At 70.3% G+C, this 14201-nt stretch carries 12 protein-coding genes; 5 read left to right on the top strand and 7 right to left on the bottom strand.

Annotated features, from left to right (window positions below; genetic code table 11):
- Positions 1-41: 41 nt before the first annotated feature.
- The 6 genes from WI26_RS13350 to WI26_RS13325 form a co-directional block, all read right to left on the bottom strand.
- Entirely contained in the window at positions 42-929 is an 888-nt protein-coding gene (locus WI26_RS13350) for a polysaccharide deacetylase family protein (protein WP_069226157.1), read from the bottom strand.
- Complete coding sequence (locus WI26_RS13345; protein ID WP_069226156.1) at positions 926-3406, bottom strand: MMPL family transporter; 2481 nt, start codon at positions 3404-3406, stop codon at positions 926-928. The genes WI26_RS13350 and WI26_RS13345 overlap by 4 nt, the downstream gene beginning before the upstream one ends.
- Positions 3406-4050 carry a LolA family protein gene (locus WI26_RS13340; protein ID WP_069226155.1) on the bottom strand — a complete coding sequence of 215 codons (645 nt, stop codon included), beginning with the start codon at positions 4048-4050 and terminating at the stop codon, positions 3406-3408. Before WI26_RS13340 ends, WI26_RS13345 begins: the two co-directional genes overlap by 1 nt.
- A complete protein-coding gene (locus tag WI26_RS13335; RefSeq protein ID WP_059540050.1) occupies positions 4047-5021 on the bottom strand; it encodes an acyl-CoA synthetase in 975 nt (324 codons plus the stop codon). The genes WI26_RS13340 and WI26_RS13335 overlap by 4 nt, the downstream gene beginning before the upstream one ends.
- Positions 5018-6760, bottom strand: a complete 1743-nt coding sequence (locus WI26_RS13330; protein ID WP_069226422.1) for an acyl-CoA synthetase family protein — start codon at positions 6758-6760, stop codon at positions 5018-5020. Before WI26_RS13330 ends, WI26_RS13335 begins: the two co-directional genes overlap by 4 nt.
- Positions 6761-6821: 61 nt before the next feature.
- Entirely contained in the window at positions 6822-7466 is a 645-nt protein-coding gene (locus tag WI26_RS13325) for a hypothetical protein (protein ID WP_069226421.1), read from the bottom strand.
- 586 nt (positions 7467-8052) lie between these two features.
- Here WI26_RS13325 and WI26_RS13320 point away from each other — a divergent pair.
- The 5 genes from WI26_RS13320 to WI26_RS13300 all read left to right on the top strand — a co-directional run bounded on the left by WI26_RS13320 (position 8053) and on the right by WI26_RS13300 (position 12352).
- The gene (locus tag WI26_RS13320) at positions 8053-8313 is read left to right on the top strand and encodes a phosphopantetheine-binding protein (RefSeq protein ID WP_059465793.1); all 261 of its coding nucleotides are present in this window, start codon (positions 8053-8055) and stop codon (positions 8311-8313) included.
- Positions 8314-8413: 100 nt separating this feature from the next.
- Positions 8414-9130, top strand: coding sequence for a 3-oxoacyl-ACP reductase FabG (gene fabG, locus WI26_RS13315; protein ID WP_059511750.1), 717 nt, complete (start codon positions 8414-8416; stop codon positions 9128-9130).
- A 97-nt stretch (positions 9131-9227) separates the two neighbouring features.
- Positions 9228-10517 (top strand): endoribonuclease L-PSP, encoded by a 1290-nt coding sequence (locus WI26_RS13310; RefSeq protein ID WP_069226154.1) that lies wholly within the window; start codon positions 9228-9230, stop codon positions 10515-10517.
- A 116-nt stretch (positions 10518-10633) separates the two neighbouring features.
- Entirely contained in the window at positions 10634-11440 is an 807-nt protein-coding gene (locus tag WI26_RS13305; RefSeq protein WP_059465790.1) for a glycosyltransferase family 2 protein, read from the top strand.
- A gap of 150 nt (positions 11441-11590) precedes the next feature.
- Positions 11591-12352, top strand: coding sequence for a M48 family metalloprotease (locus tag WI26_RS13300; RefSeq protein ID WP_069226153.1), 762 nt, complete (start codon positions 11591-11593; stop codon positions 12350-12352).
- Between the two features lie 115 nt (positions 12353-12467).
- Here the strand turns inward: WI26_RS13300 and WI26_RS13295 are convergent, their stop codons facing one another.
- Positions 12468-14168: a lactate permease LctP family transporter gene (locus tag WI26_RS13295; protein WP_069226152.1), complete on the bottom strand. Its 1701-nt coding sequence runs from the start codon at positions 14166-14168 to the stop codon at positions 12468-12470.
- Positions 14169-14201: the final 33 nt, after the last annotated feature.

The following is a 14201-nucleotide window of genomic DNA, read 5'->3' as shown; positions in this document are numbered from 1 at the left end:
AACGGGCGCCGCAGCGGGGCTGGCGGGCGCGCCGGGCGTGGTCAGATTTTATCAAACGGGGGTGCCGGCGTGCCCGGCTGGCCGGGTGGTTTGGACGCGAGCGCGGCGCGCAGCGTGACCCAGTGCAACTGCCCATCGGCGGCTGCGCGCAGCAGGGCCGGCAGCACGTCGAGCACGACCGGTTCGCCGCGCGCGTCGCGTGCCGCGTGGCCGTCGTGCACGAGCAGGATGTCGCGCGGCGCCAGACCGTCGAGCAGGCGGCGCGTGACGATCTCGGCATCGCGCGCGCGCGTGTCGAACCCGCGGCGTGTCCAGCTGGCGAGCTGCAGGCCAAGCTCGCACAGCACCGGCTCCAGAAACGGATTGCGCAGACCGGCCGGCGCGCGGAAGAAGCGCGGACGCGTGCCGGCAATCTCGGTCAGCGTCTGTTGCGCGGCCGCGATTTCGCGCCGCAGCGCGGCGGGCCCCGACAACGAGAACGTATGCCGGTGCCGCTGGCTGTGGTTCTCGACCGCATGACCGCGTGCGACGATCGCTTCGATCCACCGCGGATGGCGGCGCGCGAGATCGCCGATGCAGAAGAACGTCGCGCGCGCATCGTGACGATCGAGCAGGTCGAGCACGCGCGGCGTGACGTCGGGATCCGGGCCGTCGTCGATGGTCAGCGCGATCCGGCGGCCGGCGCCGGCCGGCAGGCGCGTCCAGTTCGGTCCGAGCAGCGCGCTGCGCGGCCACAGGCCGGCGGCAGTCAGCGCGAGATGCGACGCGACCACGCCGCCGGCGGCCCACGGCCACGCGGCCGGTTGCGCGACGATGGTCGCGAGCGCGCCCGCATGCAGTGCGGCCGTGCCCGCGATCAGCGGCGTCGGTTTCCAGCGGCGCGCATCGCTGCCGGGCTGTCGGGGCGGAACGGATGACGGCGCGTTCATGCGCGGGCTCCTGTCAGATCGGGGCGAGCGTTGCGCGTCGCCACGGTACGCGGTGCGAGAATCGCAGCGAATGCGAGCGCGAGCATCGCGCCGGGGCCGACGGTCAGCCCGAAGGTTTCGAGCAGCGGCACGCGCGACAGCGCGAGCAGGCCGAAGCCGGCGACCGTCGCGAGGTTCGCGACCAGCAGCGACACGAGCGTGTATGGCGTGACCGGTTGCGCATCGTCGCGCTTGCAGAAGAACAATGCATAGTTCGAGCCGACCGCGACGATCAGCAGCATCCCGACGAGATGCAGGATGGTCAGCGGCACGCCGGCGAGCGCGAAGCCGGCCGTCACCACCAGCACGGCCGAGATCAGCGGCGCGAGCGCGCGCACGACGCGGCGCGGCGAGCGCAGCGCGATCAGCAGCAGCACGGCGATCGCCGCGAAGCCCGCGAGCGACAGCCGGATGTCCTCGTGCACGTAGTCCACGTACAGTCGGTCGGCCTCGGCCTTCATGTCGACGAACAGCGTATCCGGCACGCCGGCGCGCGCGACGGCCGCACGGATCGGCGCGGCATCGAGCGTCGGGGCCGCAGCCGAAGCGGTGTGCGCGACGTCCGGCGCGCGCAGCGGCAGCATCGCGCTCCAGCGGCCGGCACGCTCGGTCAGCAGCGCGTCGACGGCGAGCGCCATCGACGTGCCGCGCAGGTCCGCGTGCGTGATCGGCCGCGCGTGGCGCGCGGTTTCGACATCGACGATGAACGGCGCGAACAGCTCGGGCCGGACCGAGATCGGCTGGTTCGCCACGGCCGCACGCATGCGCGCGGCGAGCACGTCCGCGTCCGGCAGGCTTGCCTGGCGCGCACGCTGTGTGGCATCGCTCGGCAGATAGCGCGCGGGGCTTTCGAAGCCCGCGAGCGTGCCGCGATCGACAAGCGGCTGCAATTGCGCGGCGACCCGTTCCGCGCGTTCGAGCGCGGCCTGTTCGGTCGGCGCGGAAATCACGACGAGATAGCGTACGTCCGGTGCGCCGACATCGGCCCGCAAGCGTGCGTCGAGGGCCTGCGCGCGGGCAGGGACGGGGCTCAGCGCCGCAAGCTCGCGGCTCCACAGGCCGTCGTGACGCAACACGAGCGTCGCGCATGCGGCGAGCACGAGGACGCCGAGCGGCCAGCGCAGCCGCGGCGCCGCAGCGGCCGCACGCGCGAGCACCGCGCCGACACGCGACACGTCGCGAATCGCGACGTGCTCGCCGCGCAGGTGAGGCAGCACGAAGCGCGTGACGAGCGCGGCGGCCGTCAGCCCGGCGATCGAGTACAGCCCGAGCTGCACGAGGCCCGGAAAACCGGAGAACAGCATCGACGCGAAGCCGCACACGGAGGTCAGCACGCCGAGGCGGATCGTCGGCCAGTACGCTGCGACCCATGCGCGCGTCGCAGCGGCGGGCCGCGCGGCGCCGCGCGAGCCGGCCTGCGCCGACTGCACGAACAGGTAGATCGAGTAGTCGACGGCTTCGCCGATCAGCGTCGTGCCGAAGCCGAGCGTCAGCCCGTGGACGGTGCCGAACGCGACGCCGACCGCCGCGATGCCGGCCGCGATGCCCGTCAGCACTGGCAGCAGCCCGAGCGCGAGCGTGCGCGGCGAGCGGTACAGCGTCAGCAGCAGCGCGACGATCAGCACGGCACTCGCCGTCGACAGCCGCTCGACGTCGTGCCGTATCGTGTCGCGCGTGTCGACCGAGAACACGCCGGGGCCGGTCATCGCGAGCGTATATGCGCCGCGGTTCGGCAGCGTCCGTGTCGCGGCGGAGAACGCGCGGCGCACCGCGTCGATCGCGCGCGCCTGCGCATCGGTGTCGGCGCCGGCGGCGGCTGTCTGCACGACCAGCACCGCGCGCATGCCGTCGCGCGACGCCCATACGCCGTCGCGCATCGCGGGCTGCGCGCCGCTGTCGAGCTGATCGGCGAGCGCGGTCACTTCGCCGGTCGGGTCGCGCGGCAACATCGCCTTCGCGACGAGACCCGCCGACGAGCTCAGCAGGTCGAGGCTGTCGCCGAGCGCCTGGCGCAGGCCGTCCGCGCTGAAGCGCTGCGGCGAGACGGCCGGGCTCAGCAGGTAGCGATGGTCGAACACGAACCGTCGGTCGCGCTCGTCGTCGACGGCTTCGCCGTTGTTGACCGCCGAGAATTGCCGATCGGCGCGCAGCGCGCCGGCGACGCGCCGCGACAGCGCGGCGCGCGTGGCCGCATCGCCGCCGTCGATCGCGACGAGGATCATCCGCGACACGATGCCGTCGCGCAATTGATCGACGAGCACGCGCTGGCCGGCACTCGGCGCGCTCGGCAGGAACGCGGACAGATCGGCCGTGAAGTTCGCGCGGGCGATCGCGATCCCGCACGCGACGAGCGCGAGCAGCCACACGAGCACGGCGCGCTGCCGCCACGCGGACGTGCGGTATGCGGCGGGGGCGCTTGGCCGGGTACGTTCGTCCATCACTGCGCGGGGACGGGTTGCAGGCGCATCGTCGAATGGTCGCCGTCGGCCTGCTGGATCGCGACGCTGCGCAACACGTCGCGCGAGCCTTCGAGCGTGATCGTGCTGACCACCTTCAGCATCCGCGAATCGAGCGGCGTGAGCATCAGCGTCCAGTCGTCGCCGCGACCGGCGAGTGCGACCTTGTAGACCTGCTCGAGCGCGTAGCGATTGCCGGCGAGCGTCGCGCGGATGCTGTCGATGAACGCGCCGAGCTCCGGATAGCGCGCCAGCGCGAGCGTGTACTTGCGGTTGTTGCGCTCGACGGTGAGCATGTCGCCGTCGACGACGAGATGCTCGGGCTTCGGGCTGAGCGTGTGCTTCTCGAGGTGATCGGGTGCGACGAACACGAGTTCGCCCGACGATTCGAGCGGTTGCGCGGCGATCGACAGCGTCTTCGTCTCGGTGAACGTCGCGCGCCCGGACTTGTGCTGCGCGAGCGTCGACATCAGCCGGTCCAGGGTCCACGCGGAACCGGTATCGGCCGCGTACGCGGGCAGGGCGAGCGCGACGGCGGCCGTGATGGCGAACGTGCGCATCGAGCGGCGCAGCGCGAGCGCGCGCGGGAGCGGGAACAGCGACAGGAAGCGGCGAGCGGCGGTCATGCGTCGGAATCCCTCGTGGCCGGCAGGTCGGCGCACGCGCGCGCATCGTCGCGGCGCGCAGCCGCCGCGCCGGTCTGCCAGAAATCGAAATAGTTGAACCAGTTGTACGGCGCCGCGCGGCAATACCTGTCGAGCAGCGCGACGTAGCGCGCAAGCGCCGCGTCGACGGCCGCCGCACGCGCGTCGCGGCCCACGTCGGAGAAATCGGCGAGCGTCTCGAAGTGCACGTCGTAGCGGTTGCCGTCGCGATAGAGGCCCGTCATGAACAGCACCGGGCGCCGCAGCATCGCGGCCATGTACAGCGGCCCGAGCGGGAATGCGGCCGGTGCGCCGAGCAGCGGCAACCGCCGCAGCGATGTTGCCGCATCGTCGAGCAGCGTGCGGTCGGCGAGCATGCCGACCATGCAGTTCGCGTCGAGGCGCTCGCGCACCTTCAGCATCGAATCGACCTGCCCGAGCGGAATCACTTCCGGTTTCGCGGCCGGGTTCACGGCGGCGAGCGTCGCGTTGATCTTGCGCGCGTTCTCTTCGAACATCGTGACGACGACGCGCAGGTCCGCACGCGTGCGGCCGATCGCGCGCACGACTTCGAAGCTGCCGAGGTGCGCGCCCATCAGGAATGCGCCGCGCCCGGCGGCGAGTGCGTCGTCGACGCGCGTTTCGCCATGCAGCCGGATGTCGAACAGATCGAAGCGGCCGTTCATCAGATAGATGCGGTCGTGGATCGTCGCCGCGAACGTGAACACGTGCCGGTACACGTCGCGCCAGCGCGCGGGACGGCCGAGCACGCGGCGCAGATAGTCGCGCGACGCCGCGCAGGCGGCTGGCGAGAACAGCACGAAATAGGCCGCGATGGCGTGCAGTACGACACGCGACGGCCGTCGGCCGAACCGCAGCGAGATCCAGGTCATCGCGCGCAGCAGCGCCGCGTTGCTGCGCTCCTGGCGCTCGGCCCAAGCGGTGCGCTTCATGGCAGTGTGCCGTCCTGCGCGGCGAGCGGCGCGGACAGCACGCCGGTGGCGACGTCGCGCGCGCCGGTGCGCAGCGTGAAGCGGATCGCGCCGCCGGCTGTCGCATCGAACGCGAGATCGAGCGGCTCGCCGGGCGCGACCGGGCTCAGGAATTTCGCGGAAGCCAGCCGCCACGTGTGCAGCGGGCGGTTCAGCGACGCGCCGAGCGCGGCGATCGCGTGATCGAGCAGCACGACGCCCGGCACGATCGGATGACCGGGGAAATGCCCGGGCAGCGCCGGGTGATCGGCGGGAATCGTGAACGCGAGCGGTGCATCCGTCACGGCGAGCTCGCTCGTGTCGCCCATCGCGCTGCGCGCGTGCCGTGCAACGAGCGCGGCGAGCACGTCGCGCGGCAGCTTGCCCGTTTCGTTGCGGGGCAATGCGTCGACGAACACGAGCGGACGCGGCATGAATGCGGGATCGATCCGCTCGCGCAGCGCGCGCTGCAGGTCGGCCGCGGCGAGCGTCGGCGCGACCACGAGCGCGACGAGCCGCGTGACCGGTTCGCGGGTCGCATCGGCGCCGGCCGGCGCGGCGTCGTCCGGCATGAAGAACACGCCGTCCACGACGCCGGCGATCGCGTTCAACTGGTGATTCAGATAGGCGAGCGACGTGCGCTTGCCGGCGATGTTGACGAGGTCCGCCTTGCGGCCGTGCAGCAGGAACCGGCCGTCGCCGAGCAGTTCGAGCGCGTCGCCCATCGGCACGGGGGTTTCGACGTGGCCGCCCGACGCCCACACGGTCGGGCCGCTGTCGTCGCCCGCGTCATGTGCCGTGCGCGTGTCGAGGCGGATGCCGGGAAACAGCTGCCACGTCGCGCCTTGCGATGTGCGGCGCGTCGCGACCTGGCCGGTCTCGGTGCTGCCGTAGATCTCGACGAGTGGCGCATCGAGCGCGGCCTCGGCTTCGCATGCGAGCTTTTCCGACAGCGGCGCGGTGGCCGACAGCACGAGCGCGGCCGGCGGCAGCGCATGGCCGGCCGACAGCAGCGCGCGCAGGTGAATTGGCGACGTGACGAGCACGCGCGGCTGCGGGATCGCGGCGAGTTCGTCGCGAATGTCGACCGGGTAGAACGGCTGGCGGTTGCTGAACGCGAGGCCGCCGATCAGCGCGAGCAGCACCGTCGACTCGAAGCCGTACATGTGTTGCGCGGGCACGGTGCCGATCAGCGTGGCCGCGCGGCCGTCGAGCAGGCCGAGGCGGTCGGCCGCCGCGCGCACGCAGCCGACCAGGAAGCCCCAGGTCTTGCGATGCGGCACTGGCGCGCCGGTCGAGCCGGACGTGAACACATACGCCATGATCCGCGACGCGTCGATGCGCGGCACCACGCATGGCGCGTCGCCGAGGAAGTCGGCGGGCGCGGCGTCCGGATACGCGAAGCGCGGCAGGTCGATCGTGCAGTCCGGCGCGTCGTGCAGGCAGAACGCGTCCGGTGCGAACGACGCAAGCTGCCGCACCATCTCCGGCGTGTGGGTCGACGGCAGCAGGCTGATCCTGCCGGCGACGAGCGCCGCGCACAGGCTGACCGCGAACCGGTAGCGATCGCGGCATACGTTGAACACGTGGCCGCCGGCGGGCAGCGCGGCGGCCACGCGCGCGACGTCGGCGACGAACGCGCGCACGCTGACGGGCGCGCCGTCGCGCCAGGCAATCGTCTGGTCCGGCGAGGAATGAAACACCAGCGGGTAAGTCGGCATAAATCGGCTGAAGCGGGAGGCGGTCACCGGCGCGGCCGCGATGCGGCGCCCGGTCATGAATTCATCGTGACGGCTGCGTCGACGCGCGGTACGCGCGCACCGCGTCGACCATCCGCGGCCGCGCGTCGTGCGGCAGCGCGAAGCGCCGGCACGCATGCTCGGCGGCGAACATTGCGGCGACGAGCGGCAGCGACAGGTAGTTCGCGAACGTCGACCACGCGACGATCGGCGCGGTCGCGAACAGCAGCGTCGACACGGCGGCGATCGCGACGAAGAACAGCGTCCATGCGAGCGTGATGCGCCGCGTGTAGCGGGCGACGGCCGGCGTGATCGTGCCGTGGATCATCGTCGCGAAGCGCGTGCACAACGGCACCTGCCCGGCGGCGAGCGTGCGGCCGAACAGCAGCGCCATCGCGAGGTTGAAGCTCGCGTGTTCCAGATACAGGCCCCATTCGAAATGGCGCGCGAGCGGGGTGCGCCCGGCCCACAGCGCGACGGCGGCCAGCAGCCATGCGGACACCAGCCATCCACGCCGCGGCGAGCGCAATGCCGCGCCAAGCGCGAGCAGCAGCGGTGGCACGAGTGCCATCGCGAGACCCAAGCCGTGCGCGCCGGGCGTCGCAGCCGCGTAATGCGCGCCGATCTGGTACGCCGCCACCGCGGCGACCGCGCCGACGCCGCGCGCGATGTCGAGCGGCGAGCTCATCGCGGCGCTCCGGGCACGCGACGCGTGCGTGCATGGCCGTCGTCCGTCACGGCACGGCGGCGGACGGGCGGGCAAACCGGGGCGAAGCGAACGGTCGGGCGCGGCATGGCTGCTGGAAACATCGGGCGGATCGAGGCCCGACGCATTCGTCGGGCCGTCAAACATCATATGAATGGCGGCCGGGTGGATGTCCCGGCCGGCTGTCGTGCACGCACATTTTAGGGCCGCGGCGCGGCGGTTCGAGGTTGGCGCGGGCGGGTTTTGTAACCGAATGTATGGCAGCGCACTGAACCTTTCGCCGAGGCGATTCATTTCCGCCCGAAGCGGCTCAAGCGTCTGCTGCGATCGGGTCCCGAAACCGGCCGCGGCGGGGGCCTTCAGTCTGTAACCATTCCGCGTATACGTGCCGATACCCCATCGTCTAGAATCCGCGTAACTTTTACAAACGACCCCCAATAACGCAGGCGGGGAGCCGGCAAACGCCGGAGGGACGGAGATTCGCGCGCGCTTCGCACGCGCCGGTCGCGCATGACGATTGCCGTTTCCGGGCGCCTCCCGCTGCCATGGCCGCCTGCCCGCAATCATGATGAACGCACTCGAACAAGAGCTCGCCACGCTGATCATCGGCGAACTGAATCTCGAAGACGTCCCGCTCGAAACGGTGACGGCCGAGACCCCGCTGTATGGCGAGGGCTTCGGGCTCGACTCCATCGACATCCTGGAAATCGCGCTGCTGATTTCGAAGAAGTACGGCTTCGAGCTGCGCTCGGACAATCCGGACAACCAGAAGATCTTCGCGACGCTCGGCGCGCTTGCCGAGTACGTCGCCGCGCATCGCACGAAGTGACGGCGGCGCGGCACGAGGACGACGACGGCACGCGGCGACGGTGGCTGGACGAACCACCGCCGCGTCGATCTGGAGGAAACGCGATGAACGGAGCAATGCGATGCGTGCGCTCGTAACCGGCGGCAGCGGCGCACTCGGGCAGGCGATCTGCGCGGCGCTTGCGCAGGCCGGCCACGAAGTCTGGGTGCACGCGAACCGCAATCTCGCGCAGGCGGAGGCGGTTGCCCAGCGGATCGTCGCGGCTGGCGGCGCCGCGCATGCGATTGCATTCGACGTGACCGACGCCGATGCGACGCTCGCCGCGCTCGCGCCGTTCATCGACGATGCACCGGTGCAGATCCTCGTCAACAACGCGGGCATTCACGACGACGCGCCGATGGCCGGCATGTCGCGCCGGCAGTGGCACAGCGTAATCGACGTGACGCTCAACGGTTTTTTCAACGTGACGCAGCCGTTGCTGCTGCCGATGATCCGCACGCGGCGCGGCCGGATCGTCAACATCGCGTCGGTCGCGGGCGTGACCGGCAATCGCGGGCAGGTCAACTACGCGGCCGCGAAGGCGGGGCTGATCGGCGCGACGAAGTCGCTGTCGCTGGAGCTTGCGTCGCGCGGCATCACGGTGAACGCGGTCGCGCCCGGCATCATCGAATCGCCGATGGCGGACCAGGTGTTTCCCGCCGAACGGATCAGGCAGCTCGTGCCGGCGCAACGCGCGGGGCGGCCCGATGAAGTCGCGGCGATGGTCGCGTATCTGGTATCCGACGCGGCCGCTTATGTGACGGGACAGGTGCTGTCCGTCAACGGCGGGCTCGCATGACGATGCGCGCGCCGCCGGCCTGACGCGACGCAACGGCGCGCAACGCGGCGCGTGGCCACGATGCCGCGCGCCTGCACCGCATAGTGAGGAAATCGAAGTGTCAGTGCATCCAGTCGACGCCGAACGGCAAGCGTGCTCAGTGTCGTCCGCCACGATCGCGGTCACGCGCGAACCCATGACGGGCGGAGCCGCCGCATCGCGAGTGGGCCTGTCGCCCGCAGCGAACGGCGGCAACCGTGCGTTGCGACTCGTCCAGATCGATCATGCGCGGCTGACTGCACTGCTGCACGCTGCGCGGCAGCGGGGCGACGCATTCGATATCGTGTTTCCCGGCGCGCTCGGTGCGGTCTGCATCGGCGCGGCCGGCGCGCCGACCGACGCGATGGCCGGCATGCTCGCCGCCGCCGCACCCGACCTGCCGCTCGCGCCGGTGCAGATGGCGCTGCTCGACGCCGGCAGCCACGCACGCGCCGGCGCGGTCTGCGAAATCTGGCAGTGCGACGCGCACGATCTGCGCAGCGAGCGACGCGGCACGCTGCAGTATCGCTACAGCGAAACGGCGGGGCTCGTGTTCGGCAGCATCGTCGTGCAGGAAGAGGCGGAAGCGGCCGATGCCGATCGCGACGGCGGCACGCCGCTCGAACGCGCGACATACGACGCGTACCGCGCGCTGTTCGACGTGCTCGACATGCTCGGCATCGCGCATCCGCTGCGAATCTGGAATACGGTGCCCGCGATCAACGCGCTGCAGTTCGGGATCGAACGCTATCGTCAGTTCAATATCGGCAGGCAGCGCGCGTTCGACGCGTGCCGTCGCGCGCTGACGGGCAGCGTGCCGGCGGCCTGCGCGCTCGGCTCGGTCGTGCCGGTCGAGCGCGACACGCCGCCGGCCGCGCCGCTCGCGATCCATTTCATCGCGAGCCGCACGCCGGCCGATCCGGTCGAGAACCCGCGCCAGGTCAGCGCGTATCACTACCCGGCGGAATACGGCCCGCGTGCGCCGACGTTCGCGCGCGCGGCCGCGTGGCCTGGCGACGATGCCGCGCCGTTGCTGTTCGTGTCGGGCACCGCCAGCATCGTCGGGCATCGCACCGTGCATCGCGGCGACGTCGTCGCGCAAACGCGCGAGACGATCGCGAACCTGGCCGCCGTGCTCGAGCAGGCCGCGCGGCAGGGGCACGGCCCCTTCGCGCTCGCCGACCTGAGCTACCGCGTCTACGTGCGCGACGCCGGCGATGCCGCGGCGCTCGCCGCGATCGAACGCGCGCTGCGCGAGGCGGCGGGCCCCGGCGTGCGGCCGCTGTTCGTCCACGCGGACGTGTGCCGCGACGATCTGCTTGTCGAGATCGAAGCGAGCGCCGGCCATCCGCTGGAGAACCTGTCGTGAAGCGCGCGAGCCTGTCGCTGCGCGAACCGTCGCCCGGCGTCGACCAGGCCTGTCGGCAGTCGCCTGCAGGTCATAAACTTTTGTCAGGATCCTCGTCTTCGCAATCGGCCGTTCCCATGTCCAAGCTGCACGCGTCGTCCACGCATCTCGTACTGATTCCGAGCTACAACCCGGGCGTCAAGGTCGACACGACCGTGCGCAACGCCCGCGCGCAGTGGAATCCGGTGTGGGTCGTCGTCGACGGCAGCACCGACGGCAGCGCCGAGCGGCTGCAGGCGATGGCCGAACGCGACCCCGGGCTGCGCGTGATCGTGCTGCCGGAGAACCGCGGCAAGGGCGTCGCGGTGCTGGCCGGGCTCGACGCGGCTGCTGCGAGCGGCTTCACGCACGTGCTGACGATGGATTCCGACGGCCAGCATCCGGCCGACCTGATTCCCGAATTCATGGCCGCGTCGCAGGCGGCGCCGGATGCGATGGTGCTGGGCCTGCCGAAGTTCGACGCGAGCGCGCCGCAGCTGCGCGTGCAGGGGCGGCGGCTGTCGAACGGATGGGCCGACCTCGAGACGCTATGGGCCGGGATCGGCGATTCGTTGTACGGCTTTCGCGTGTACCCGGTCGCACCACTCGCCGCGATCATGCATCGCCAGTCGTGGATGCGCGGGTTCGACTTCGATCCGGAAGCGGCCGTGCGGCTGTGCTGGGCCGGGGTGCGGCCGATCCGCATCGAAGCGCCGGTGCGCTACTTCGGCGCGCACGAGGGCGGCGTGTCGCATTTCCACTATGGCCGCGACAACGCGCTGCTCGTGTGGATGCATCTGCGGCTCTTCGCCGGTTTCGTGGTGCGACTGCCGATGCTGGTCGCGCGGCGGCTCACGCGACGGTCGCCTGCCGCGCTCAGCCGATCGTCCGGCCGCGGCGATTGATGGCGCGATTGTCGTCAATTCGTCGATCAATCGCGCCGTTCATTCCATATCCGTCAGTAATCAGGCTGTCATTCGATGTAAACATCTGGTAATTTTCTGCCGAATTATGCAAAATCGCCGCTCCCAAATACAACTACCGAGGGATCCGGGATGCATATCAAGAAAGCGGCGGCAGCGTGTGGCATGGCGTTCCTGTTGAGCGCATGCGGCGGGGTGCAGAATCTCGACGCGAACAGCCTGACGTCGGCGGGGACCAGCCTGTTCAAGGCGGCGACGCTGTCGGACAGCGACATCGCGGCGCTGTCGAACGACTCGTGCAAGGCGAGCGACGCCGAATCGAAGATCGCCGCGCCGAACAGCGCGTATTCGAAGCGCCTGACGAAGGTGATGAAGGGCTTCGGCGACATGACGCTGAACGGCCAGAAGATCAACTACAAGGTCTACATGACCAAGGACGTCAACGCGTGGGCGATGGGCAACGGCTGCGTGCGCGTGTACAGCGGCCTGATGGACATGATGAACGACGACGAATTGCGCGGCGTGATCGGTCATGAAATGGGCCACGTCGCGCTGGGTCATTCGAAGAAGGCGATGCAGACCGCCTACGCGGTCAGCGCGGCACGTACGGCGGCCGGCGCGGCATCGCCGGGCGTCGCGGCCCTGACGAGCTCGCAGCTCGGCGACATCACCGAGAAGTTCATCAACGCGCAGTTCTCGCAGACGCAGGAAAGCGCGGCCGACGACTACTCGTTCGACCTGATGAAGCAGAAGAACATGAACCAGAGGGGCCTCGTCACCGCGTTCCAGAAGCTCGCGCAGCTCGATGGCGGCAAGAGCTCGATGATGAGCTCGCACCCGTCGTCGTCGAGCCGTGCGCAGCACATCCAGGATCGCATCGCGAAGGGCAGCTGATCGCCGCCTGGCGCGCCGGCCGCGTCCGGCGCCCTGGATGAACGAAAAACCCCACGCTCTTGCGGGCGTGGGGTTTTTGTTTTTCGGCGAACGGGGAAACGGCAGCGCCCGTTGCTTACGGCACCATCCCCGGCAGCACGTAGGCCTGCACGAGCGTGATCAGGCCGACGATCACCGCGAACAGCAGGCTGTGACGCACCGTGAAGCGGAACAGCTCGGATTCCTTGCCGACGAGACCGGTCGCCGCGCATGCCACCGCGATCGACTGCGGCGAGATCATCTTCGCTGTCACGCCGCCCGTCGTGTTCGCGGCGACCGCGAGCGTTTCCGGCACGCCGAGCTGGTGCGCGGTCGCTTGCTGCAGCGAGCAGAACAGTGCGTTCGACGACGTATCCGAGCCGGTCAGGAACACGCCGAGCCAGCCGAGGAATGGCGAGAAGAACGGGAACGCGGCGCCGGTCGCGGCCAGCATCAGCGCGAGCGTCGACGACATCCCAGAGTAGTTCGCGACGAACGCGAACGCGAGCACGAGGCCGATCGACAGGATCGGGCGCGTGAGTTCCTTCAGCGTTTCGCCGAACGTGACGAGCGCATCGCGAGGCTTCATCCGCAACAGCGCCATCGAGATCAGCGCGGTCACGAGGATCGCGCTGCCCACCGCCGACACGACGTCGATCTTCAGCACGGCGTCGAGCGCCTTCGGTGTCGCGGCGATCGGCGCGGTCTTCACGACGAGCTGGTCGAGCCCGGCCACATGGAACTTCAGGACGGTCGACGCGAGCGCGCCGTGCGCGGCGAACAGCGCCTTGAACGGCGCGATGCTCCACACGGTGACGACGGCCGTCAGGATCAGGAACGGCGACCACGCGCGCACGGTCTGCGCGAGCGTGTACGGCGACGCCTGCCGGCTCGCCCCCGTGGCGTTGCCGCCCCCGCCGAATCCCGCGAGCGCCGCACCGCCGCCGGACGCGACGAGGCCGCCGGCCGTCTGCTTCGCGCTGCTCGGCTGCCAGACCTTCAGGAACGTGGCAAGCGACACGAGGCTGACGAGCGACGACGTGATGTCCGGCAGCTCGGGCCCGATATGGTTCGACGTGAAGTACTGCGTGATCGCGAAGCTGCCGCCGGCGACGAGCGCGGCCGGCCAGGTCTGCCGCACGCCGCGCAGCCCGTCCATCATGAACACGAGCCAGAACGGCACCGCGAGCGAGAGCAGCGGCAACTGGCGGCCGGCCATCGCGCCGATGTGGAACGCGTCGATGCCGGTCACCTGCCCGGCGACGATGATCGGGATGCCCATCGCGCCGAACGCGACCGGCGCGGTGTTTGCAATCAGACACAGTCCGGCCGCGTGCAGCGGCCTGAAGCCAAGACCGACGAGCAGCGCGGCCGTGATCGCGACCGGCGCGCCGAAGCCGGCGGCGCCTTCGAGAAACGCGCCGAACGAAAAGCCGATCAGCAGCATCTGCAGCCGCTGGTCGTCGGTGATCGACAGCACCGACGCGCGGATGATGTCGAACTGCCCGGTCTTCACGACGATCTTGTACAGGAACACGGCCGCGACGATGATCCACGCGATCGGCCACAGGCCGTACGCGAAGCCGAAGCCGGCCGCGGCGAGCGCCTGCGGCACGGGCATGCCGTAAGCGAGGATCGCGACGCCGAGCGCCAGCAGCAGCGTGATCGCGGCGGCGACGTGCCCCTTCATCCGCAACGCGGCGAGCGCGACGAAAAAGAAGACGATCGGGATCGCGGCGACGAGCGCCGACAGCCCGAGGCTGCCGAGCGGGGTGTAGATCTGATGCCAAACCTGCATGGGTGTCTCCTCCATGGATTTCTATTGGTACGG

This window comes from Burkholderia diffusa, from assembly GCF_001718315.1.
Taxonomy (GTDB): domain Bacteria; phylum Pseudomonadota; class Gammaproteobacteria; order Burkholderiales; family Burkholderiaceae; genus Burkholderia; species Burkholderia diffusa_B.
The sequence above is the reverse complement of the archived record's forward strand: the minus strand, read 5'-3'. Positions and strand labels throughout refer to the sequence as shown.

Bases quoted from the DNA above. Each gene is read 5' to 3' on its own strand.
- WI26_RS13350 (WP_069226157.1), bottom strand. From the start codon at position 929: ATGAACGCGCCGTCATCCGTTCCGCCCCGACAGCCCGGCAGCGATGCG.
- WI26_RS13345 (WP_069226156.1), bottom strand. From the start codon at position 3,406: ATGGACGAACGTACCCGGCCAAGCGCCCCCGCCGCATACCGCACGTCC.
- WI26_RS13340 (WP_069226155.1), bottom strand. From the start codon at position 4,050: ATGACCGCCGCTCGCCGCTTCCTGTCGCTGTTCCCGCTCCCGCGCGCG.
- WI26_RS13335 (WP_059540050.1), bottom strand. From the start codon at position 5,021: ATGAAGCGCACCGCTTGGGCCGAGCGCCAGGAGCGCAGCAACGCGGCG.
- WI26_RS13330 (WP_069226422.1), bottom strand. From the start codon at position 6,760: ATGCCGACTTACCCGCTGGTGTTTCATTCCTCGCCGGACCAGACGATT.
- WI26_RS13325 (WP_069226421.1), bottom strand. From the start codon at position 7,466: ATGAGCTCGCCGCTCGACATCGCGCGCGGCGTCGGCGCGGTCGCCGCG.
- WI26_RS13320 (WP_059465793.1), top strand. From the start codon at position 8,053: ATGAACGCACTCGAACAAGAGCTCGCCACGCTGATCATCGGCGAACTG.
- fabG (WP_059511750.1), top strand. From the start codon at position 8,414: ATGCGTGCGCTCGTAACCGGCGGCAGCGGCGCACTCGGGCAGGCGATC.
- WI26_RS13305 (WP_059465790.1), top strand. From the start codon at position 10,634: ATGTCCAAGCTGCACGCGTCGTCCACGCATCTCGTACTGATTCCGAGC.
- WI26_RS13300 (WP_069226153.1), top strand. From the start codon at position 11,591: ATGCATATCAAGAAAGCGGCGGCAGCGTGTGGCATGGCGTTCCTGTTG.
- WI26_RS13295 (WP_069226152.1), bottom strand. From the start codon at position 14,168: ATGCAGGTTTGGCATCAGATCTACACCCCGCTCGGCAGCCTCGGGCTG.